19 protein-coding genes are annotated in these 22,963 nt (G+C 62.9%); 9 read left to right on the top strand and 10 right to left on the bottom strand.

Features of this window, described 5'->3' with window-relative positions:
- Nucleotides 1-126 precede the first annotated feature (126 nt).
- The 5 genes from VHK65_13455 to VHK65_13435 form a co-directional block, all read right to left on the bottom strand.
- Nucleotides 127-1,464 carry an adenylate/guanylate cyclase domain-containing protein gene (locus tag VHK65_13455; protein ID HVS07153.1) on the bottom strand — a complete coding sequence of 446 codons (1,338 nt, stop codon included), beginning with the start codon at nt 1,462-1,464 and terminating at the stop codon, nt 127-129.
- 60 nt (nt 1,465-1,524) lie between these two features.
- Nucleotides 1,525-1,878 carry a DUF1801 domain-containing protein gene (locus tag VHK65_13450; GenBank protein ID HVS07152.1) on the bottom strand — a complete coding sequence of 118 codons (354 nt, stop codon included), beginning with the start codon at nt 1,876-1,878 and terminating at the stop codon, nt 1,525-1,527.
- Nucleotides 1,879-2,009: 131 nt separating this feature from the next.
- Nucleotides 2,010-2,333: an MmcQ/YjbR family DNA-binding protein gene (locus VHK65_13445; protein ID HVS07151.1), complete on the bottom strand. Its 324-nt coding sequence runs from the start codon at nt 2,331-2,333 to the stop codon at nt 2,010-2,012.
- A complete protein-coding gene (locus VHK65_13440; protein HVS07150.1) occupies nt 2,330-3,508 on the bottom strand; it encodes a site-2 protease family protein in 1,179 nt (392 codons plus the stop codon). The genes VHK65_13445 and VHK65_13440 overlap by 4 nt, the downstream gene beginning before the upstream one ends.
- Nucleotides 3,509-3,576: 68 nt before the next feature.
- On the bottom strand, nt 3,577-4,032 hold the full coding sequence (locus VHK65_13435) for an NUDIX domain-containing protein (GenBank protein HVS07149.1): 456 nt from the start codon (nt 4,030-4,032) through the stop codon (nt 3,577-3,579).
- A 572-nt stretch (nt 4,033-4,604) separates the two neighbouring features.
- Between VHK65_13435 and VHK65_13430 the strand changes: the two genes are divergently transcribed.
- From VHK65_13430 to VHK65_13420, 3 genes are all read left to right on the top strand, one after another.
- On the top strand, nt 4,605-5,906 hold the full coding sequence (locus VHK65_13430) for a tetratricopeptide repeat protein (protein HVS07148.1): 1,302 nt from the start codon (nt 4,605-4,607) through the stop codon (nt 5,904-5,906).
- A 24-nt stretch (nt 5,907-5,930) separates the two neighbouring features.
- Nucleotides 5,931-6,167: a helix-turn-helix transcriptional regulator gene (locus tag VHK65_13425; GenBank protein ID HVS07147.1), complete on the top strand. Its 237-nt coding sequence runs from the start codon at nt 5,931-5,933 to the stop codon at nt 6,165-6,167.
- Between the two features lie 429 nt (nt 6,168-6,596).
- Entirely contained in the window at nt 6,597-7,121 is a 525-nt protein-coding gene (locus VHK65_13420; protein ID HVS07146.1) for a bacterial transcriptional activator domain-containing protein, read from the top strand.
- Between the two features lie 272 nt (nt 7,122-7,393).
- Here VHK65_13420 and VHK65_13415 read toward each other — a convergent pair whose 3' ends face one another.
- The 4 genes from VHK65_13415 to VHK65_13400 all read right to left on the bottom strand — a co-directional run bounded on the left by VHK65_13415 (nt 7,394) and on the right by VHK65_13400 (nt 14,818).
- Nucleotides 7,394-9,496: a hypothetical protein gene (locus tag VHK65_13415; GenBank protein ID HVS07145.1), complete on the bottom strand. Its 2,103-nt coding sequence runs from the start codon at nt 9,494-9,496 to the stop codon at nt 7,394-7,396.
- Between the two features lie 78 nt (nt 9,497-9,574).
- The gene (locus tag VHK65_13410; GenBank protein ID HVS07144.1) at nt 9,575-10,318 is read right to left on the bottom strand and encodes a hypothetical protein; all 744 of its coding nucleotides are present in this window, start codon (nt 10,316-10,318) and stop codon (nt 9,575-9,577) included.
- Between the two features lie 15 nt (nt 10,319-10,333).
- Entirely contained in the window at nt 10,334-12,478 is a 2,145-nt protein-coding gene (locus VHK65_13405; GenBank protein HVS07143.1) for a hypothetical protein, read from the bottom strand.
- Between the two features lie 36 nt (nt 12,479-12,514).
- Nucleotides 12,515-14,818 (bottom strand): S53 family peptidase, encoded by a 2,304-nt coding sequence (locus VHK65_13400; GenBank protein HVS07142.1) that lies wholly within the window; start codon nt 14,816-14,818, stop codon nt 12,515-12,517.
- A gap of 212 nt (nt 14,819-15,030) precedes the next feature.
- On the opposite strand from VHK65_13400, the gene VHK65_13395 reads away from it, so the two are divergent.
- From VHK65_13395 to VHK65_13380, 4 genes are read left to right on the top strand one after another with little or no spacing between them, the layout of a single operon-like run.
- Nucleotides 15,031-15,927 carry a hypothetical protein gene (locus VHK65_13395; GenBank protein ID HVS07141.1) on the top strand — a complete coding sequence of 299 codons (897 nt, stop codon included), beginning with the start codon at nt 15,031-15,033 and terminating at the stop codon, nt 15,925-15,927.
- Between the two features lie 24 nt (nt 15,928-15,951).
- On the top strand, nt 15,952-17,109 hold the full coding sequence (locus VHK65_13390; GenBank protein HVS07140.1) for a TOMM precursor leader peptide-binding protein: 1,158 nt from the start codon (nt 15,952-15,954) through the stop codon (nt 17,107-17,109).
- Nucleotides 17,106-18,425: a YcaO-like family protein gene (locus VHK65_13385; GenBank protein ID HVS07139.1), complete on the top strand. Its 1,320-nt coding sequence runs from the start codon at nt 17,106-17,108 to the stop codon at nt 18,423-18,425. The genes VHK65_13390 and VHK65_13385 overlap by 4 nt, the downstream gene beginning before the upstream one ends.
- Nucleotides 18,426-18,438: 13 nt before the next feature.
- The gene (locus tag VHK65_13380; protein ID HVS07138.1) at nt 18,439-19,263 is read left to right on the top strand and encodes a SagB/ThcOx family dehydrogenase; all 825 of its coding nucleotides are present in this window, start codon (nt 18,439-18,441) and stop codon (nt 19,261-19,263) included.
- Nucleotides 19,264-19,285: 22 nt separating this feature from the next.
- Here the strand turns inward: VHK65_13380 and VHK65_13375 are convergent, their stop codons facing one another.
- On the bottom strand, nt 19,286-20,311 hold the full coding sequence (locus VHK65_13375) for a pyridoxal-phosphate dependent enzyme (GenBank protein ID HVS07137.1): 1,026 nt from the start codon (nt 20,309-20,311) through the stop codon (nt 19,286-19,288).
- A 135-nt stretch (nt 20,312-20,446) separates the two neighbouring features.
- Between VHK65_13375 and VHK65_13370 the strand changes: the two genes are divergently transcribed.
- Nucleotides 20,447-21,892 carry an aminotransferase class V-fold PLP-dependent enzyme gene (locus VHK65_13370; protein ID HVS07136.1) on the top strand — a complete coding sequence of 482 codons (1,446 nt, stop codon included), beginning with the start codon at nt 20,447-20,449 and terminating at the stop codon, nt 21,890-21,892.
- Between the two features lie 379 nt (nt 21,893-22,271).
- A complete protein-coding gene (locus tag VHK65_13365) occupies nt 22,272-22,958 on the top strand; it encodes a hypothetical protein (GenBank protein ID HVS07135.1) in 687 nt (228 codons plus the stop codon).
- Nucleotides 22,959-22,963 lie beyond the last annotated feature (5 nt).

The raw sequence follows: 22,963 nt of genomic DNA, 5'->3' as shown, positions 1-22,963 counted from the left end.
GCTTACATGACGATCGACGAGGCCCTGGCCTACGTGCTGGAGGAGAAGGCCCCGATTCCCGCTATCCCGCGTGCGGGGGGAGGGCAGGGTGGGGGCCAGGGGCTGTGAAATCCTGGCGCGCCATGCTCAGGCGTGGCCGACAGCGTAGATGCGCCGGGCCTCTGGCAGTCCCTTCAGTGAGTGGACGCCCCGGTCCACGAACGTAATACCGGACCCGGCAACGAGATCCCTTACGGTGCCGGAGACCAGCGTCTCGTTCGCTCCGGCCATCGCAGACACTCTCGCCGCGATGTGCACTGCAATGCCGCCAATGTCGTTTGTGAGTAGCGTGATTTCACCCGCATGCATTCCGATCCGGACCGCAAGCCCAAGCTGTCGCACGTCGTCGATGATCGCCTGGGCGCAGCGGACGGCGCGAGCCGGCCCGTCGAAGGTGATGACGAATGCGTCGCCCTGGGTCTTGACCTCTCGACCGCGGAAGCGCACGATCTGCCGCCGGATCGCGCTGTCGTGGCGCGCCAGCAAATCCTTCCAGGCCTTGTCGCCGAGCGCGGTGGCTCGCGCGGTCGAGTCGACGATGTCGGTGAAGACGATTGTGGCCAGCACACGATCCGTCTCCGGGGCGTGGCGGATCCCGGTGAGGAACTCCTCGATTTCCCCGAGAATCGCCTCCCGGTCTCCCACCCAGACCAGGTGGTCGGTGCCCGGCAGTTCCACGTATTTGGCCCCGGCGATGTGCTCGGCAAGGTAGCGGCCGGCCTGCGCGTAGGTGATGCGATCGCCTGACCGCTGCAGAACCAGCGTCGGGACATGGATGCTGTCCAGGATGGGCCGGACATCGATCTGGATGTTCATGCGGTATAGGGCGAGTGCGGCCCCCGGGCTGGCACCGAGCCGGCCGTACCGGGCAAAGCGTCTTCCGAACTCCTCGTCGTGCGCCTTGCTTGGCGCGAAGTGCTCGAGGTTGAAGGGCTTCGCCGGGTCGTGAGCCTGCATCATCTGCATGGCGCGTTCATGCTGCTCAACCGTGGGAGCCCAGGGGTAGTCGGGCCTCTTGACCCAGGTCGACCATGACCCGCACAGGACTAGTGCCGTGGTTCGATCGGGGTAGGTGGCGGCGAACATCACACTCATGGGCCCGCCTTCCGAGATCCCGAGCAAGGCAGCCCGCTCGGATCCCGCGGCATCCATCACAGCGCGAACGTCGTCCATCCGTTGCTCCAGGGTCGGCAGCTCGGCCTCCGGGACCCGGTCGGACATCCCGGTCCCGCGTTTGTCGAAGAGGAGCAGGCGCGAGAAGGAGGCCAGACGAGACAAGAGCTCGGCGATATCTGGGTCGTCCCAGAGGACTTCGAGATGCGACGTCCAGCCCCAGACCACCACGAGGTCGATCGGTCCCTGGCCGACCACCTGGTAGGCGATGTTGACATCACCACTCTTCGCGTACCGGGTCGTCGCCTCCATCGAGGTCGAGTTTAGGCTGCAGGCTAGCCGGTACGAACCCTCGGACTCGAATCCGTCCGATTAGCGCTGACCTACCTGCCTGAGACGGATGTTGATTAGCTTCTTGACGAGAGCCTTTGGGAGTGGCCGCTCGATCGGAAACTGCAACGCACCCTTGGACGTCACGTACCCGGCGACCTCATCAGGTATTTCGGCTAATACGGAACCACTGTGCGGCAGGTAGCTCAGGTGGTTCTTGAACGCGGCGAATCCAGCTATGACCTTGCCCCGGAGTCGGTACGCCGGCATCCCATATGCGATGCCCTCTTCCGCTTCGGGAACGATGTTGCGAATGGTCTGCCGCAGCTGTTGCAGGGTGGTCCGTTTGGGCTCATCGAGATTCGCCAGATACTCGTCAACCTCTTGTTGCGACATGCGATCAATTCTGCGCAACCGAAACAATGGAGTCAAATGTCCGGCCCTACGACGGGATCAGTGCTGACCGAGCCTGTAGAGTCGGTAGCCCGCAAGCAGGACCCAGACAGTGGTGAGAACCGATGTGATGATTATGGTGGCAACCATTTCCCGTCCGCTTTCAGTCGCCAGGCCTCTGTTAGCAACTCCCGAACTACCCCGGCATCAGCAAGGGGCAGCGTCAGCTGGACGGCGCGGATCTGTTTCCCCCACCAGAACTCCCGGCACGCGCGCGGGTGCTCGTTCACCGCGATCCGGATCCGGTGCAGGTCGAGCATGACGTTGACGTGTTCCGGGTCCCACAGGGTCGCGAAGATTTTCCCGCCCACCCGAAAGGACGGCCGGCCGTGGTGGTCCTGCTCGGTGGCTTCGGGTAGCGTCAGCGCTATCCGGCGAACCTGGTGGACAGATGTCATGTCCTTTCCGCGCTGACTGGGGAGGGGAGGGTGGGGGCCCCTTGGCCGCGACGCGCTATCGACCTCTGCAGCATCCGATTGATGTCGCTGGGGGAGACGATGCCGACCAGCCGGCCGTTATCGACGACCAGCGTGCGACCTTCGCTGCAGCCCTCCGACACATCGAGCAGGTTGGTGGCGGGGTCGGCGGGGCTGACCTTGGACACCCGCTCGAGCGGGCAGATGATCTCGTTGATAAGGGTGGTCGTACGGGCGGTCGGTGCGACGTTCTTGAGCGCGGTCAGCGTCAAGAGCCCGCTCAGCCGGCCGGCGGCATCCTGGGTTGGAAAGGTCGAGTGCCGTGAGGCCAGGATGTAGCCATGCAGCGCCTCTTCGACCGTGATGTTGTCGGGAGCGTGGACAGGGTCGGGCGTCATCACCTCGGCGACGGTGATCCCGGAGAGCGCCTGGCGGATCAGGCCGCCGACCTCCTCGGCCCGGGCCGCGCTTAAGAGGAACCACCCAAGGAAGACCGACCAGACCGCACCGATGAAGCTGCCCGTGGCGAAGAACGTGATCAGGCCGTAGGCGATCAACAGGAACGCGAAGGCCATGCCGATGCGGGCGGCGATCCGGGTTGCTCGCAGGCGATCCCGGGTGCGCGCCCAGATCAGCGATTGCAGGATCCGCCCACCGTCCAGCGGGAAGGCGGGCAGCAGGTTGAAGACGCCGAGCAGGAAGTTGATGTAGCCGAGCCAGGACAGGGTGGCGGCCAGCAGACCTGGGTTGCTGGCCCCACCGCCGATCGCGACCGAAGCCAGGAAAAACGCTACACCCAGCAGCAGGCTCGTAAGGGGGCCCACGAACGTGATCCACGCCTGCGCGCCCGGCGACGCGCTCTCGCTGCTGAACCGGGAGACGCCGCCAAACAGCCAGAGCGTGATCCCGTCGACCCGCACGCCGCGTCGCATGGCAACGATGGAGTGAGCGAGCTCATGGGCAAGCAGGCAGGCCAGGTAGACGAAGGCCGAGATGATGCCGGCGGTCCAGTAGGCGCTGGAGGTCTGGCCGGGCGCCGCCGACGGCAGCAGGTTGGTGGCGAGGCTCGAAGCGATCAGGAAGGCAATGACGAGCAGGCTCCAGTTCAGCCCTACGTGGATGCCGGCGATGCGGCCAAGGCTCAGGTTCTCGTTCACGTCAGCCCTGGGTCAATCATGAGCCTTTCCGCTCCACATTTCCCTCCAGCTGCTGGGGGAGGGCAGCCTCAGGAGACGACGGACCGGATGTGCGCGCTTGCCTCGGGTGGTTTCGCCAGGCTGGCCAGGACGTCGAGAGCCCACCCTTCGTGGGCGATGTCGGCGCGGTCGGGCAGATGGTCCACGCTGAACCACCCCATGGCCGCCGTGTTGGTGCCCGCCGTGGGGGCGGACCCATCGCGGAGCGTGGCGGCGAAGTGAAAGACCAGGTGCCAGGCCTTGTTGCCTTCGAATGACTCGATCAACCGAAGATCGATGCGGACCGTGTCCAGGCCAACCTGGTCCTTCAGGATCCGGAGGGCAGCGTCCTCCGGGTGTTCGAGCCGGCGCAGGTAGTCGTCCGGCAAGAACCAGCCGGCCTGCTGATCGTACTTATAGGTGTCCTTGTATTTCACGAGCAGGACACGATCTCCCGAAAACAGCGCGACGTCGGCGACGAGCTTGAGGCGACCGTGCTCTTCCATTCCCTGATCTCTCGCAACTAGGAGGAGGTGCCGGGACCTGTTGGCTTGTCGGTCCGCCCGAAAGGCACCCTGGCGATGATGTCCTGGGCGAACCGCTCACTGAACCCGGAAAGAATGGCGGCTATCACACGGCAGGAGGTTTTCCGGGATGCCATCACGCGGCGGGGCGCCCGATGCGGACCTCGGCTTCGCACCGTGCGCGATCCAGTATCGGGCCCGCAACTCGGCCATCGACCAGCCGAGCTGGATCGCATCGAGAACATCCCCCGTGTCGTTTGTCGCGCTCGCCATCCCCCTCGCTCCGGCGGGCGATAGGCGCCCCCTGCTTCGACGAGGGGGGCCGCCCCTGCCCGCTGCTTCTCCGGGCTATTTCCAGCCCGGCATGATGTCCGCCGTCGTGAGCACAAAAGCGGCGATCGCACCCAGAAGCATTAACAGGCGTTGCATGGTCTTCTCCTCCCAATACGCCGAAAGGGTCGGTGGTTACAGCGCGGCCAACGTACCACCGGCCCCAATTGCTGTCAATATAGCGGTGAGTACCTGTTTAGGCGGACTAAACGAAGGGAGGGACTATGAACTCTATTGGCGAACGCCTCAAGGCCGCCCGGACCGCCCGGGGTCTGACCCAGGAGCGACTCGCCGCCGGCATCGCCACAAAGGGCTTCATCAGCCAGGTGGAGCGCAACCAGACCAACCCGTCACTGCCGCGGCTGCGCTTGCTTGCTGATCGCCTCGGTCTCCCGCTGGCCTACTTCGTGGAAGGCCCGGCCCCGGCAAATTCGGGCTACGTTATGAAGGCGGCTGAACTGGCCATCAAGGCCGGCGAACCCCGCCGAGCCCTCAGCCTCCTTGACGAAGTTGTCGAGGATGAGCTCGCTGCCGACGAGCGGGCTGATGCCCGAAGGCTGCGCGGTTTGGCGCTGCTCGGCGTGGGGCGAAGCTCGAGTGGCCTGCGCTCGCTCCAGGAGGCGGCCGCCATGGCCCCCGCCGACGACGCAGGACTGAATGCCGCCATTTATGCCGAGATCGGAGCGGCGTTTGGGGAGCAGGAGCTGTTCAATCCGTCGGTCGAGGCCAGCCTGCGAGCGCTGCAGTGGCTGGACCGAGTCCGCCATCCAGATCTCGACGTGAAGGCCAGGGTGCTGACCAACATCGCCAACGCCTGGTTCCGATTGGGAAAGACCGACCAGGCGGTCAACTACTTCGAGCAGGCCCTGGTGGCAGCAACAGACGGGGAGAACCTGCTCCGCATGGCGAACGCCCACATGGCCCTCGGCATCACGGCTCGGGCGACCGGCCAGCTACCAGCAGCGATGCGTCACTCCGACCAGGCGCTGGCGATCCATCGCCGCCTCGGGCACGAACTGATCGCCAACCGGATTCTGAACAACCTGGGCGACGTCTACTACGCCCAGGGAAACGTGAAGGAGGCCCGTCGCTTGCAGCTGCAGTGCCTCGAGCGCGGCCGCCAGACGAAGGAGCACGTCGCCGTTGCTGCAGCTGCCGCCGAGCTCGCGCGGTATGCGCTGGCCGATGGTCGATTCAACGAGGCCTTCGCAATGGCGCGTGAGGCAGGCGAGGCTGCCGCGCGGTGCGGTAACCACATCTTTCATGCCCGAGCCCTCGCGCTCGAGGGGGCGGCGGCCAGCCGCCAGGGCCGGCACGCTGCCGCCGATCGGGTATTTCGGCGCGCCTTCGACATTCTCCGGGCTCGGGGCGCGGTCGCCGAGATGGCGGAAACGTGCGCCCGATACAGCGATGTCTTGCGTGAACGTGGCGACGCCGCCGGTGCCCTGACATTCATGCGGATGGCATACGCCCGTGAGTTCGACGGTGTGACCTCCAGTCTGCGGATGGCGCGCCGACGCGAATGAACTGAGGAAGCAGGCGGGGCGAGAATGACCGAGCCGACAACGTTGAAGACCCTGCGGTTAACGCGGCGGCAGGAACAGATCCTGGCGCTGGTCGCCTCGGGTCTGTCGGATAAGGAGATTGGCTCTCGGCTCGGCGTTTCGCCCAGGACCATCCAGTCCCATTTGGACCGGCTCTTCTTACAACACGGGTTTCACAAGCGCACAGCAGCGGTTGCTGCCTGGCTCCGCAATCGCCCTGACTCGGCTCAGATGGTGCCGTAGTTTGGCTTACGTATTTTCTGGGTGGAGCGTCATGCGCCCAAACATTGTTGACGCGTGAGCGTGTCAGCGGTTAAATGTTGGACAACAGCCGACTTTCGTTCCAGGAAGGGTCAAGCAGTCTTTTAGGTTCCGCGTTTAGCCAGCCACCTAAGCTATCGTCTTGCAAACGGCGGCTGGATTGCCGGGGGGGCAATGTCTCTCGCTGCCAAGCGTCGTCGCACTAACTCCACAGGGGCCGCGGGTTTCGGGCCTGCTGCCAGCATTTCCCTGCACCTCATCGGAACATTCGACTTACGGCAAGACGACCGACCTATCGAACTACCTGCCGGCGCCCAGCGGCTGATCGCATTTCTCGGTCTGCAGAAGCGACAGATGTTGCGGGTTTACGTCGCCGGTGTCTTATGGCCCGACACTAGAGAAGTAAGAGCAATGGCGAATCTACGTTCGGCGCTATGGAGGGTTCACCAGGTCGGCTGTCCGGTCGCCGACGTCAGTGCGACGCACCTTGGCCTTGCCCGCGACGTCACGGTTGACGTCCATGAAGTCAGCAGCCAAGCTCACACTCTGATCGGGGGCTCAGTATCAGAGCCGCTCGCCCTGGATCATCAGGCGCTGTCAGTGGATATTCTCCCCGACTGGTACGACGAATGGATCATCGTCGAGCGTGAGCGGTACCGGCAGCTTCGCCTGCAGGCGCTTGAAATCCTCGCCGAGCGGGCGATGGCGGTGGGTCGGCTGGCCGAGTCGGTCGAGATAGGGCTTGCGGCGGTGGCTGTGGAGCCCTTGCGTGAGAGCGCGCAGCGGCAGCTGGTAAAGGCCCATTTAGCTAATGGAAATGTTGCCGCAGCACTCCGCCAATACCACTCATACCGACAACTGCTCTACGATGAGTTAGGTCTGCAACCATCCCCTTTGATGAGAGAACTCATAGACGGTCTGGCGACGCAGCCATAACAGACGGCGTCTATTATGCGTGGATATGACAACTTTGCCTCAAGACCGAACAGCGGTATTTGTTGTGCGCGCGTGGTTAGAGGACGCTGGAAGTGGTCGAACACTTCGCACTCGCATTACTAAGGTTCGGGACATTGCAGCACCTGAAACCGTTGTGGCAACCACGTCAAGTATCGATAACGTCTGTTCAATAATCAGACAGGGTCTTGAGGAGTTCGTGGCCACGGCCTGACGGCAGACGAAGTCGTCCTAACTGTCAAGACGGTAAATGATCACGCGGTGATTGCTGCCAGAGTCGGTCGCAGTTGTCCCTTGTCATCGAACGGCTGACCAAGTCGACTGCTGGGGTCGCGACCAAGAGCTCGAATGACTGCAGGAACGTAATCGTGGCAAAACATGTCCTGCACAGCGGAGTCACAAATCTCGGAATCGCGAAACAGCTGAGGGTACACGTTGTTTTCGAGGAGGAGGAGCCTCACGCCGCGAGCGGAGTAGCCGACCAGGACATCCACGCCCCAGACCATCACGCGGTTATGTGGATTGGGGTTTGCGTATTGCGCTCCCATCGCCCTGACCCACCAGAAATGGGCTCGTACCAGCTCTGCGAGCAGCTCGTCCAGGCGATCGAGAATGTCCAATTTGATGCGCCCGGGGATCTCCTCCATTAGATGGAGCGGCATTATTTCGACTGGAAGGCCAAGATGCCGCTGGTACGTGAGGTTGGCGATCTCAGCCTCCTGGCGGCCCCGTCGATAGGGAACGCCGGCCCTTCGGACCAGCACGAGTGGAAGCCTCTTGGAGTTCATTTCGCTGTCAACATCGATCAAGACGTAGCAGCGCAGGTCGATTTTGTGTCCCCTGACCAGGAACGGGGCCGGCATCAATTCCTGCACGACCACGTAGACATTTGGTTCGGTCGCGACCGCTGGGCTGTCGGGCCTTACCACTGTCAGACCCTCCCCCTGGGTGCCGTCGGCCGGCTTGACGATACAGTCGACACCACGCCGCGCAAAGTGCTTCAGTATGGTCGGAAGCTGCGGCGGAGCGGCGATGATGGTTTCGGGACGAGCCACCCGACGCCCGGTCGCGCGCGTATACGCCCTAAGCATGAGCTCTAGGTGGTCTTTGATCGCCCACCAGCCTTGGAGCCCGACGCCATTGGTTACCACTCCTCGTTCAGATGCCGCGTGGAGGATCCGCTGGACGACACCGCGATGATCCATGTCGCCATTCGAATACCCAATCCGGGTAAGGCGCTCGAGCGCAGCCCGCGCCGCCGGCGCCATCGGCACTAGTCGCCCCGATGTTGATGTGCCGTAGAAGAACAACGCGTCGGCCGGTCGGGCCGAGTCGCCCGGTGCGCGACCGAGGGCGGCCCCTTGCGCCGAAACCGAGATCAGGTCGCCGCCGAGCCGCACAGCGTCGGACTCGAGGTGCACCTGATGCCAGGGGCAGATGACGACATCCGCTGCCGGATGACGGGCGATGGCCGTGGCGATTCGCACCGAGCTCGCTCGCGGCCGAAGTTCGGTTTCGACCACGGCTACTAACAGCTTCCGAGAACGAGATGCAAGGTGGATGCCCTCGGTTTCGAGCGGTCGGCCACTGGTGTGGGTCATGCTGGGTTCAGCAAGCGACCTGTCGATCGGCAGTGAAGACTCGCCAAGAACAGCCTTCCTGACTGGCCCCGTTGCTTCGGCGGTCAAGGTGCGAACTTCTGGGAGGGCGTAAAGGTACAAGGCCGTTAGTGACGACTGTGCGTAAATCATGAGCCGTTGCCCACTCATGCTTTGTGCGGCCACCCACGAGAGCCGCCCGTTTGGGAGAACGGCGGTGTGTCCGGTCGACTGCGGGATCCCGATTTGCGTTTGGCGCGGGGTCCGCAGCACAAGCTCAGGGTGCCGGAGAATGGTCGCGGGGATAACCCCCCTCCGCTCGTCCCGAAGGAGGGCCATCAGTAGGCCGCTGATGACGGGGACGGCGCAAGCCGCGACGTTTTCCTCGAGCGCGTGCGGGACGCTAAGTCGCACTACACTATCCTCGCCTTCGATCCAGATCGGCTCCCCACCCGCTCTACCAATGAGGATGAGAAGCGACGGACCGATCAGCTCTGCTACTGCACTGAGGGTCCTTGCAGCCATCGGCACACCGGTCTCGAGGTACAGGTCCATCGTCTCCGTGGCGACCTCGGCCTCTGTGAGCGCTGCCGCCACCCGCTGGCGCCATCGGTACAAATCCTTGAGACACGACGTCATGCCGCGTTGGTTCAAGCCGCGGGGCCCGACCTCAAGAATGGTTTCCGACGCGCCGACTACCGCCTGCACCGTGTCGGGAGCGTTCGACTCAAGCAGTAAAGCCCGGACGTTTGCCAGCAACTCTTGCCCCCGAACCTCATTCCATTCACTCAGTTTCCACCGAGCACGAAGTGTCATTGCCATCGGCATCGACCGTCGCTAACCGTGTCCGGCCAGTCGCTGCACACCGCGTGCGAGCGTGCCTCCGGTTCCCGCCACATAACACAGCGTCGCCAGGCCGATGGTTTCCCCCTGTGTGTGGACGACCGGACGCCGGTGGGGAGTCTTACGCCCACGCAGAATCGCGAACCCACGCCGGGGTATTCTGAGCGGGACGCCGCCGGGTGGGGCACCCCCGGTGGCTTTTGCCCTCGCCACCAGCTGTTCCAGCGTCATGCCTCTCATCTGGGGGTACACCAGCAGCGGGGGAACGGATCCAATGACGCTGACCAACAAGACCAGCTGGCATCCTGGAACTTCCGTATGGAGGCCCACGCGACTCCCGTCCCTGTAATACATGAACGACGCTTGCGACGGCCTCATCGGTTGGCCGGCGATTGCTTGGACCAATCGCAGCGTTTGAGGATGACGATGCAAGTAGTTGAGATATCGGCCTGGCCGGCTGGACCTGAAGCGCATTGGGCTTGCGAAATACTTTCCCTCACGCGAGATGCCGAACCACGTCGATACGGTTCGAGTCGCGCTTGCTTGCTGCCGCTGGGCTTCGTTGGTGATGTGACGAGCCACTTCATCGGTCAGGACGTTGGTCAGCGAATAGTAGCCGTACCTAGCCAGTTGCTCACGAATCGCCGGTGCCAACAGCGTTGCTCCGGTCTTCAAAGCCGGGGCGGTGATCGGCGGGCGTTGACTCCTCGCCGTGATGCGTCGTTCCACATCAGCCATGTTCACGACCTCCTTTTAGCTCTGCCGTAGATGGACCGAGTCGAGGCGGCACCGGACCGCGCTTGGTAGATAATTTGAGAGCAGCATTGCCGCCATGGCACGATCACAGCTCGCCGCGTTTCGCAGTAGCTGTGGCCGTGTGTTGTTTTCCAGCAGCAGGAGGGCGATCCCCTGGCGGCTGCGTGAGATGCCGACATCGATTCCCCAGACGAGCACCCGCCGTGGCACGATCCACTCTGGGTGGCTGGCCCGGATAGACCGCGCCCAGAAGAAGTAGGCATCAACGAGGTCTGCGGCCAGTGTTTCGAGGCCACGCATGATGGCCCGTCGAGTCGGCTCCGGGATTCCGATCATCTGATCGATGGGCAGGATTGACGAATGCAATCCGCGCTGGCGCTGGTACGTGAGATTGTTGATCTCTGCATCATCGTCACCGCGGACATACGTGGTCCCGGCGCGTCGAACTAGTACTGGAGCAATCAACTTGCATCGCTCCCGGCTGTCGACGTCAATCAAGACATGGCAGCGGAGGTCGATCTTCCGACTGCCGAGAAGGACTGGACGAGGGACCAGCTGCTGGACGACGAATTGCTTCGCGTCGGAGATCGGTTGCCACGGGGAGTCCGGTCTCAACGCTTGTGAGCCGGCCCCCCACGCGCCGAACGCAGGCTTAACAATGCAATCGATCCCGCGCCGCGCGAAGCTCTTTAGTACGGTCGGCAGCTGCGCTCGTTCCGCGATCAACGTCTCGGGGCGAGACAATCGACGTCCGGTTCCCCGAGAGTAGCTTCGGAGCCGGAGTTCGAGCTCATGCTTGGGGCCCCAGAGCCTTGGCCCAATCGCATTGGTGACCACGCACCGACGCGAGGCCTCGGCCATCAAGCGGTCAACGAGGAAGTAGCGCGATACGTTGTCGGTTTGGACCCCAAGCGACGCAAGTTTTTGAAGAGCATTGCGCTCTGCCGGGTACGTCCCGGCGAGCTCACCACCGGACGCACCGACGAAGAAGAGCATGTCGACCTCCCTCGCCTGTGTTCGGGGGATAAGCGCGGGGTCGACACCGGTCGGTGTGACGCGTCGAACCGGTCCAGTGATGTACACGGCACGATCGCAGAACTCCAGACCGTACCAGGGACAGAGCACGACCTCGACTGAGAATTGCCTGGCCATGGCACGAGCCGTCCATACGTCAGCGGGTACGGGCTCTGGACCTGTCTGAATAACGGCCAGGATCAGGTGCCGGGCTAGAGTCGAGCGGGTTACGACATCGCTCCGACCGTCGTCGCCTGAAGCCCGCATCGCGGCCAGAGCCGCCAGTGCGCCTTTGCCCATCTCGGCGTGGCTGTTTTCGAGGGACAAACCGGTTTCCCCGGTGACGGCCCTCCTGACACGAGATCTGAGCCTGGCGGGAAGCAGTCGTTGCACGTCGGGCTCGGCATACAGGTAAAGAACCGTCAGTGACTGCTGGGCGTAGACCTTCACCAATCTGCCGTCGGCCGTGACACCGCTCAGTCGCGTTTCACGGCCGTCCGTCAGGACCGGCTCCTCCGCTTTCCGTCGTTGCGGCAGCGACAGGGACCGGCTGGCGGCGACGACCAGGTCGGGATGCCGGATCAGACTTCGGGGCCAGATCCCGCGCCCTCCATCGCGAAGCAAGGCGGTGAGCATGCCGGTCATGATCGGAATGGTCAACCGAGCTGCTGAGGGGTTCAGCAGGTATGGAATGCTCACGTGGATCACATCCGACTCTAACCTGAGTCGAAGCCGCCCGCCCGCTGGGCGCCCCAGAAGGAGCAACAGTGACGGCGCCATCAGCTCGGTCACGGCGCGCAGCATCGCCCAGTCCGGGCGCAGCCCGCTCATAAAGAAGAACAGGTGCGTGGTCGCGGGATGCGTTGATGGCTGTGGCAGGTTACGGTCAACCTCGCGAGACCAGCGAATCAACGCGTCGAGACCGATGCCTATCTCGGTCTCCCGGAGCTCAAATGGGCCCGACTGAAGGCGGAGCGTGAAACGGTCTAAGGCCAGCTGGACGGGATTTGGGGCATGCGATGAGCCGCGAATGGCGGCCACCAGCGATTTGGGCAACCCCGGTGACTCTGATTGGGTACGTTGCCGCAGGTCCCAACGTACCTCCAATTGCAGAGCGTGGATGCTCACCCGCTCATTCCCGCATGCCCCTCGGCTTTGATGTTCTCAGGGCCGGAGTCCACCACCCCCTTGCCGGCGCAGGGGCCAAACGCCCGGCCGGCGGCGCTTCTTGATCAACTCGCCCGGTGGCTCCACCGGCGGCGTGACCGGAGGCTCAACGGGGGGCTCGACCGGAGGTGCGACCGGTGGCTCGACCGGCGGCTCGACCGGAGGTGCGACCGGCGGCTCGACGGGCGGCTCGACGGGCGGCTCGACCGGCGGTGCGACCGGCGGCTCAACGGGTGGCTCGACCGGAGGTGCGACCGGTGGCTCGACGGGCGGTTCGACCGGTGGCTCAACGGGCGGCTCGACCGGCGGCTCGACCGGGGGTTCGACTGGCGGTTCGACTGGCGGTTCGACCGGTGGCTCGACGGGCGGTTCGACCGGAGGCTCGACGGGCGGTTCGACCGGAGGCTCGACCGGGGGTTCGACCGGGGGTTCGACCGGGGGTTCGACCGGGGGCTCGACGGGTGGCTTGACAGGAGGTTTCACCGGTGGCTTGACGGGAGGTTTCACCGGTGGCTGGACCGGCGGTTTCACCGGCGGTTTGACGGGAGGTTTGACAGGAGGTTTCACTGGTGGCTTGACGGGGGGTTTCACCGGTGGCTTGACCGGCGGCTTGACCGGCGGCTTGACCGGGGGTTTCACCGGTGGCTTGACCGGAGGCTTGACCGGAGGCTTGACAGGAGGGCCACCACCGCCCTTTAGGACATTCAACAACCCGACCCCGCGGGGACTCCCCAGGCCGGTACATGCATCCCAGCCCAGCCGTGCTCGATAGGCACCGTTGTTGCCCTTGGTGATGTCGCGGAATCCGGGGCGAGGCGCCTTAAGCCCGTAGACGAGCGGGTTGAAGAAGCCCGCGCTCGTGCCGAGACTCTGATTGATGCGAGCGATCAGGCCAGCCCACAATGGGGCGACGGCGCTGGTCCCGCCGACAACACTGTCTACACCGTCGACGCGGACTTTGTACCCGGTGGCTGGATCAGCATTGCCCGACACGTCGGGTACACCTCGCCCGATCTTGTGTCCAGGATTCACCGAGGGCGGCACGTTTGCTGTTGCCTGCCAGGCCGGGAGACCAAACGTCGTGCTTACGCCGCCGCCGGTTGCGCCGGATCCAGCACCCGCGTTCCAGACGACTTCGCTCTGAATCGTAGTGCCGCTCCGAAGCAAGGTGGTCCCGCCGCAACCGAACACATGCGGACTGGATGCCGGGAAGTCGGCATGGGCAAGCCCATCGCCGATGGCGTCCCCCGACCCGTTGTCGCCGGCGGCGCAGAAAATGCTGACGCCCAGCGCGGCTGCCGCCTGAAAGGCCTGGTCGTACGCCTTCAGAGACTGGGCTGTCCAGCCCGACTCTGCCTGTCCCCAGCTGATTGAAACGATCGACGGCTTATTGGTTGCGTCATGAACGGCCGTGGTGATGGCGTCGAGGAATCCCTGGTCTGTGTTCGGGGCGAAATAGACCGCGATTTTCGCTTTCGGGGCGACGGCACCCGCCACCTCGATATCGAGCATGACTTCACTGTCGGGCCCACCCGGATTTCCGGTGGGCTTATTTGCTCCTCCGTCTACCGAAATCGGGACGACGGTTGGGGCCTGCAGGCCCAGTTTTTTGAAGTAGGCGGTGAGATCAGCGGCCCGGTATCCTCCTCCCAATTCGATGATCGCGATGGTTTGGCCCTGCCCGGTGCCGACTGGAAAGTTGTAGAGCTTCGCAACTTCAGTCGGGTAGTAGGAGACGCCGGGGGCACGAGGGAAGACCCACTTCCCGCGGCGGCGTGGTCGTGGCACCCTAGCAATCACGCGGTAGTGCGGCCTGGCCGCTGGCCGATTGTCCAGGCCCAGGACAGCGACGACAACATCTGCCAGCCCGGCCGGCAGATATATCTGACCGGTGCGGCCGCGGTAAATCCGGCCATCCGGTAGCTGGTAAAGAACGAGTGGGGTCTGGAACGCATCGATCATGGCGCTGATCGGCCCGGACAGCACGACGGTGCGACGCGCGATGCTCCGTTGGACAACGGTTAGACCGAAGCGGTGTGCGAACCGTTCGACGCGGAGGATATCCCCCGGGTGGGCGCCGTAGTTCGTCGCATATTCCTGGCGGGTTAGATACCGGCGGAAGCGGGGTCGCCTCGCACCGATCGCCGAGACTGATGGCAGCCCCTCACTGGTACGGGGCCGCAGGACAAGCGAAACGCTAATAACGTTTTGTAGTCGGGGAGTACCGACCACGCGAGCGCCTGGTACAGCGAGACTGCCGCTGCCAGTCAGGGGGACAAAGCGTGTTCTCAACGGTGGCATTCCGACCCTCCTACACCCGGCTTCCTTCGGGCGACACAGCCGCGCCGACGCAGAACTCCGGCCGCCCTCGTTGGGCAGCCCGGTGACGCAGAGCTTGCAAGCACCGCCGTCACCGGTGCGTCAGAGAGCCGTTGCGGGCCCGTTTTCTATCCGTCACGAAACGCAATACGACGCGAGAGCGAGGTGTAGCGTGACGGCTGATTGACAGAGCGGTGACGTCGGACCTGTTAGCAGTGCTGTTAAAAGCGCGAGAGTTCCGTCGAACGTCGGGATGCTTGCTGGAGGAAGAAGACATGGCAGAGGACGTCCAGGGACCGATGGACCGAGCGAGAAACGAGATGGAAGTACTCCGCTCGATCGAGCAGAGGCTAGTGGCGGCGGCGTATCAGGGACATGTCGCGGTCCGAGCCTATGGACTCGAGGAGTCCCAAATAGCCGCGCGTAAGCAATTTGTTAAAGCCCGAGGCGCGACCGAGATCGATGCCGCGATGCGCCAGCGCGGCCTTCTCCGCATGGCCAACCGCGCTCGTACCTACGCGCCCTTCAGCAAGGTTTTGGGGCGCCCACAAATAATTTGCGTCGTTCCGTACAGTTCCCCCGATCCCAATGCCAAGGTCGTAGGGGCGGTCGGATTTTCAGAGGGCGAACCGGCGAGTGGTGTGGTCGTTGAGCTGGCGGGCACAAAGATCGTGAACTTCGTCACGATCGACTTCATGCAAGGCAAGCTGGCGGTTAGGCGTTTTGCCGCCCAAGACTTGACCAAACACGGGCCCGGGCGGCTGGTGGAGCGGAAAGTGCGGGAGCCTGGGCCGCGAAACATTACGATCGATATCTCGAGCAGCATCTCCAACGATGCGTTGCGAGCTTTGCTGGTAGATCAGTACTCGGCTGCCGTCCACACACCAGACCAGATTGCACAGTTCCTTCACAATGCCCCGGTCGTCAGCTCGATTGCCGAACTTCAGTTCATGCGGTTGCAAGGGTTGACGTCGTCCCCGGGGACATCTTGCTGCTGCTGCTGTTGCTGCTGCTGGGGTAGTTGTAGTTCCTGCTCGGCGGTATCAAACACGTGGGTAAATCCGAGCTACTACTCGGGCCACGTGGCCTGATCTCACTGACGTGCGGCGGCGCCGATGCTGAAGCTCGCTGACCGATTTCACGCGGTCCGGCTCGCCTCAAATGACTATCAGTTGCTTTCGCTAACCGAAAGCGTTCGCATCAAGGGGAGCAACGGCGCCGATGGCGTTCTCGACCTGATTTTCCCCCTTCTGCGCTCGGGAAAATCACTGAAAGGAATTCTGAAAAGAGTTGGCGAAGGCCACCGCCAGGCAACGCTTGACCTGGTTCACGATCTCGAGGAACGCGGACTGATCGAACGCTCGCGTGGACGGAGAGACCTGTTTTCGGCGGCCGAGATGGACGCCTACGGCGAGCAGGTGACGTTCCTCTCTCATTTCACCCCGATGGGCGCGGCGGTTCCCTCCATCCCCCAAACTCGATCCGCGACAGCCTTTGCCTTGCAGCGCAGATTGAGGGACGCCACGGTCCTGCTTGTCGGGCTGGGACGACTCGGGTCGAGGCTGGCCCAGGCTCTCGCGGCAATCGGGGTGGGCCACATCGTGGGAAGCGATAACGGCCGGGTCACAGCTCGCGACCTCGTCAGTACGCCATACACAGCGGCCCACCTGGGGGCCGTCCGCGCGCTGGCTCTACAGTCTCAGTTCGCAGAACGCAACAGTCTGGTCCAGTTTGCGGTCGCCGACGCTGACGCAACCAACAATGCACCGGCGCTTCCCGCGAACGTGGACCTCGTCGTGCTCTGCGAAGATGTCTTTGACCCGATTCGTTACCGCGATTTCAACCGTCTCTGCCTTCGGCAGCACGTGAGATGGACGAGTTGTCGGACCCTCGGATTCCGCATCGAACTCGGCCCTACCGTACTTCCACATGAGACCGCCTGTTTCCGGTGCTACGAGTTGCGCAAGATGGGCAACACGCTCATCGATACCGACCAATGGCCGATGACGGATCGGTATGACGTCGATCAAAGGCTCGGACCCATCAGCCTGAACGCCACCCTCGGGGACCAACTGATGGTGGTCGAGGTGTTAAAGCTCCTGACCGGCTTTAGCCGGCCCTTGACGCACGGCGCCGTGTTGACGTTCGAACTCCTCAGCTATGAGATGCGACAGCATCCGGTTTTGAGAGTCCCGCGGTGTTCCGATTGCGGGCGTGCGCAGCAAGGCCGACCAAGCATCAATACCTGGCTTTTGGATGAGACGCCGGATTGACGCGAACGCCTAACCGAGTCAACCCGAAGCGAGCCATCGACAGCGAGACGGGAATTATTCGTTGGTTGTCTGAAATCCCGGTCGAGCCCGGTGAGCCGGAAATATTCAACTATGCGGCCAAGATGGCCGACACGGGCAAATACCTCCCCCTCCGATGCGTCGACAACAATGGCGGCGCCGGCTTGACCCGCGAACACGCGTACCTTGCCGCCGTTGGGGAAGCCCTGGAACGATATTGCTGCAGCATTTACTTCAAGGACGACCTTCGGCTAGGGTCCTATGGCCAGGTCAGCCAGGTTGCCCGTGCGCTGCACCCAAAAGAGGTGGCCCTCTTCCACGCTGAGCAGCGTTCGCACGTCCGCTACGACTGGTTTACCGAAGAGACCCAGCTGTGCTGGACATGGGGAGTAGCCGTGACGAAAAAGGAACCGATGCTGCTACCGGCCTGCATGTGCTACATCCCTTACTTTCCCTTTTTTCGGGATGAAGGCGAACGCACCATCGCGCCAAGCATTTCGACTGGTCAGGCGACCGGGAGTTCCTGGGGTGACGCCTTACTCCGCGGCCTGTTTGAAATCGTCGAGCGTGACGCCTTTAGCATCACCTGGCTGAATCAACTCGGCGTCCCGCAAATCGACATTCAGTCGAGCGAAGTCGTGGGGCGTGCGTTCGAGGAGCATTTTGCACGCCCCTATTTGCAGTACAGCCTGCACTCGCTGGCGACGGACTTTGGCATCCCCAGCATTCTGTGCATCGTGGTCGACACGAGCAGGCAACCGCCGATGATCTGCTCCGGCGGCGCTTCTCACCTCGACCCTGAACGTGCGGCGCTAAAGGCCCTCGTCGAAGCCGCACAGACCAGGGAGTGGGCAAAGTTCATGGGCAGGTCCGGGGAACTGCTGATGATTGATAGCGACTACGGCAATATCACCGACTTCGAACAGCACGTCTTCCTTTACGGGTATGGCGACATGCTGCCTTCGATTCGATTCCTACTTGACGGCGTGGACCGCATTTCGTTCATGGACATTCCGAACCGCTCCACGGGAAACCGGCGTGCCGATTTAGCCCTGTCGCTGAACCTGGTCGAGTCACAAGGATGCGAAGTGTTGGCCGTCGATTTGACCACCGACGATGTGGGCGAGCTCGGCTTCCGAGTCGTGAAGACGTTCGTACCACTGGCCCAGTCCCTCGAAGGCGACCATACCCATCGCTTCCTGGGCGGCAGCCGGCTGCGCGAGGTTCCGCGAAAGCTGGGCTACCCAGCTAAAGGCGATCTAGCCTCCTTCAATCCCGATCCCCACCCGTATCCCTGAGAAGGAAGGTCGCATGTCAGCCGATCCAATATTGGACGCCAACGAGGACGGTGGCGCAAGTGAGCTCTTTCACGAGAACTCGAAGCAGCGCCGCTCAGACCTCGTCTTCATAGAACGCATCATCGCGGCTTCGGCGAGCCCGTACGTTCACCAGTTGTTGACCCGGGGGCATAAGCGGTACCCGTCGGCTCCCACCGTGTCCCTCCCCATGGACTTCCCCCGCGCCGAGCGTGATTTCGACGAAGCGATGTTGACCCGAAGATCGATCCGGACGTTTACCAGAGGGTCGCTGAGCCTTGGCGAGGTGGCCAAGTTGCTGCATTTCGCGGCTGGCATAACGGGGTGGATCACCGTCGACGGCGCTCGAGAACAGCCTCTCCGGGCCTCACCGTCCGCGGGCGCCCTGTATCCGGTCGAGCTGTATTTGCTAGCCGTGGAGGTGCAAGGACTCGAACGGGGCACTTACCACTACGACTCGTTCCGGGGGCGGTTGGAGGTTCTGTCCACGTCGAGCCCGCTTGCGGCACTTCGTCGGATCACCTTTCTCGACGAACTGGCGGGGGCCGGAGCCGTCGTTGCAATGACCGGAATCTCGGCAAAGAGCCGCCTCAAGTACGGTGAGCGCGGATATCGATTCACGCTTTTCGAAGCCGGACACATCGCCCAAAATCTCTTGCTGACGGCGCACTCCCTGGGCCTGGCAGCATTTGCGGTCGGAGGCTTCGTCGACGATGAACTGGACGCCCTGCTTAACGTCGACGGCGTTGAGGAGGTTTCGCTTTACCTCGTTGCAGTGGGCCGAGGCGATGGACCAGTAGCTCCGGAAGGAGCCGGCTAGGGCGCCTGCGCGCGCCTCGCCCTCAGCTGGCGACTAGCGTCGCCGAGCGAGTCTCGTATCCCTGTTGCTTCATCCATTCGTCGTTGAAGATGCTCGATCGATAGTTCGCACCGTGGTCCGGGCAGATACAGACTGCCGTGGATATCTCTGAGTGCAGCTGCAGATAAGCGACGCATGCGGCGACGGCGGCCCCGGCTGACCCCCCGACCTCAATGCCCGTGGATCGACGGAGATCGCGACAATAATCAAAGGCCTCCTGGCCACCGACTCTCACAACATCGTCATAGAGATCCAGACTCAGGAATTCCGACCTGCGGCTCGAACCGAGCCCGTTGACGGCGCGTGGTCCGAGGCAACCGCCAAACAGCGAAGATCCTTCGCCGTCGACCGCGATGACCCTCGTCTGTGGGCTGTGACGCTTCAGGAAGGCCCCCAGCCCAGCTAGCGTTCCGCCCGTCGATGCAGGGACGAAGACGGCCTGGAGTGGTGGCGTGACCTGCCGTAGCAGCTCGGGGCCGGTCTCGAGGTAATGGGCGCGAGGGTTGTCCCGATTGGAGTATTGATTGACCCACACCGCGCCTTCGGTCTGAGCGATCTCGCGTGCTCGACCAATACGCGTAAGCAGCCACCCTCCAGCAGTGTCCCTCTCCTGGACAATCTCTACGTGCGCGTCCAGATCCTTGAGCCGCTGTGCATTCTCGCTGGTCAGTTTGGGATCACTCACGGCAATGAACCGAAAGCCCTGGGCTCGGGCAAGCCAGGCCAAGGCGATGCCGAAATTGCCTGATGTCGAGTCGACGAGGGTGGCTCCGCGAGGAAGTTGCTGGCGGCCGCGAAGCTGGTCGATCATGAACCGTGCGATCCGATCCTTCAGCGAGCCGCCCGGGTTTGCGCCTTCCAACTTAAGCAGGATCCAGCGCGCCTCCGGAATCAGGACCTTCACCGGGACTAACGGAGTGCCGCCAATCTGCGGAAGTAGGGCGAGAAGCTCTGCCCGGCTGCATTGAGCGAGGTCGACTGGGCCCGCCAATGACCGACTCACCACCATCATGCGGACAGCACAGCAGAGACCCGTATTCGACGCATCTTCCGCGCGTCCCGAGGACGTCACGGCAACGTCACCATGGCCCGCGCGACGACGACATTGACATTGAGAATCGACGGCAGTAGCATCCGACCCGCAATGTTGGATTCCGATCCCCTGGCGCGCCGCGCGGAGCTCGAGCCGGCCCTGCGGCTCGCCGCCGACTCGGCCATGCGCTTCCTTTCCGGCATCGACCGTGACCCGGTTCGCCTTGCCGGCGCCGACTCGACCGCGACCGCCTTCGACGTCCCTCTTCCGGAGAATGGCGTTGGCGCTGTTGCGGTGCTGAACGAGCTCGCCGAAATCGGCTCGGTGGCGGCCTTACGCTCCGCCGGGCCGCGCTTCTTCCACTGGGCGACCGGCGGAAGCACGGCGGCGGCACTGGGCGCTGATTGGCTGACCTCAGCCTTCGATCAGAACGCGCGATTCTGGGCCAATTCACCGCTTGCGTGTCAGCTCGAGGAGGTCAGCCTGAATTGGCTCAAGGATCTCCTCAGACTCCCGGCGCAATGGGCCGGAGTTCTGACGTCAGGCGCGACGATGGCAACGTACGCTGGACTAGCAGCGAGTCGACGCTGGTGGGGCGCCCGACATGGGGTTGACGTCGACGAGGATGGACTGGCTGGCCTTGAGCCCGTCCCCATCTTTACTAGCGGATGGATCCACCCGACGACCATCAAGGTTCTGGCAATGCTCGGTGTCGGGAGACGGCGAATCACCATCCTGGCGCGCGATGGAACGGGCGCCCTTGATATCGAGCGGTTGCAGGCCGCGCTCAAGGCCTTAGGAGGGGAACCGGCGATCGTCATTGCGAACGCCGGCGAAGTCAACACCGGACTCTTCGATCCCATCCGAGAGATGGCGGATCTATGCCAGCGCCACGGGGCATGGCTGCATGTGGACGGTGCGTTTGGCCTCTTCGCGCGACTGACTCCACGGGCGGCACTGCTGACTGACGGAATCGAGGAAGCCGATTCAGTGGCGTCCGATTGCCACAAGTGGCTGAACGTGCCATATGACTGCGGTTTCGTGTTTGTCCGTCAGGCGGAGTTTCTGGAGGGAGCTTTCCGCGTCGGCCACGCCTTCATCGGTGAGACCAGGCTTGACTTCTCGTCGCGGTCCCCGGAAAACTCCAGGCGTGCCCGTGCGCTCACGGTTTGGGCAACGCTCAAGGCGTACGGTCGGAACGGCTATCGCACGATGGTCGAGCGCCATCTCGAACTCGCGCAGCATCTTGCTATACAGGTCGACGCCGCACCGGACATGGAGCGATTAGCCCCGACGCCGCTCAACGCCGTCCTGTTTCGCTACAAGCCGAGCGGTGTACAGGAATCCCGTCTCGACGAGCTCAACACACGTGTCGGCGAAGCGATTATGGACGACGGCAGGGTGTATATCGGCTCCACGACCAGTTTCGGCGGACCGATCGGGTTCCGGCCCGTCATCCTCAACTGGCGCACCACCGAAGCTGACGTCAACCTGATTCTCGATGTGGTACGGCAAGTCGGAACACGGGTGGCCGGGATGTATCTCCAAGAGACATAGCCGTCGCGGCTCGCGACGGAACGGCCGAATGTTGACAGGTGGCGGGGCCACTGCTAGATTGGCCACACAAACGCGGGAGAGTCGGATTCTGGGGAGGCAATCGGATCGAGTGGCCCCCGACATCATGGCCATCTCGGGGTCATTGGGCATCGGGTTAGTTTGGGGCTGGCTCGTTGCCACGCGTCTGCGCGGGCTCCATCGGCCGATCCATTCGTGGTTCAGAGTGTTCGCAGCCAGCGCTGTGGTCGCGGCTAGCGTGGAGTTATTCAGCGGGTGGATTTCTGTATTTGTCTGCGCGGTTGCCGCTACTTTGGCCGCCGGGGCTCACGCAATCTGGCAGAACAGTTTGGCCCGTGAAACGGGAAGGGGGTGACGTCTCGTGACGGATGCTTTGACTCTATGGGGTGCCGGAGCTTTTGGTGTCGTGATCGGGTGGTTCGTCTACTACATCAACCGTTATCGCAGCGGAGACATCCAACTTTCCGACATTGTGACGTTGATTGGCGCGCTCGGTGGGGCCGCGGTGCTTGCCTTATTCAAGCCCGGCACAAATCTCTTCGGCGCATATGGGGTTGGGCTTGCAATAGGATTTTTCGCCTACTTCGTTTTTCTCCTGATATTTGTCGCGATCTCGCAAAGGAAGTATGGGGACTTCAACTGGGAATGGTTCCTCGATGGCAGGCGTAAGGAACCTGAGCCGCCCTGGGCGATCCCGTATGGCGCGCGCCCGCCGTTCTATCGGATAGGCCTGGCCCCGAGCAGCGCCAAGGATAGAGGCGGCACCGGTGAAATCGATACAACGTGCGGCAATAGCGACGCAGGATTATGGCAAAGTGTCGACGGGCAGGACATTGCAGTGAGAATAACCATCAAGAACACTGGGAAATGCATGATTGTCGGGGTCCCCTCCGACAGCAAAGGCTTGCAAAAAGGTTTGGCAACCGCGCGCCCGGGGACATCAGCCACGGTGGCGGTCAGTAGCGCTTCGAAGGTCGAGTTCGCGTGTCAGGGCATTGCGGCCGCCGGATCCTGTACAGGCACCTGGACCGTAGACCCGATCTTGTGAGGGCC

This window comes from Candidatus Dormiibacterota bacterium (assembly GCA_035544955.1).
Taxonomy (GTDB): Bacteria; Chloroflexota; Dormibacteria; order CF-121; family CF-121; genus CF-13.
This window is presented reverse-complemented; position numbering and strand designations above follow the sequence as displayed.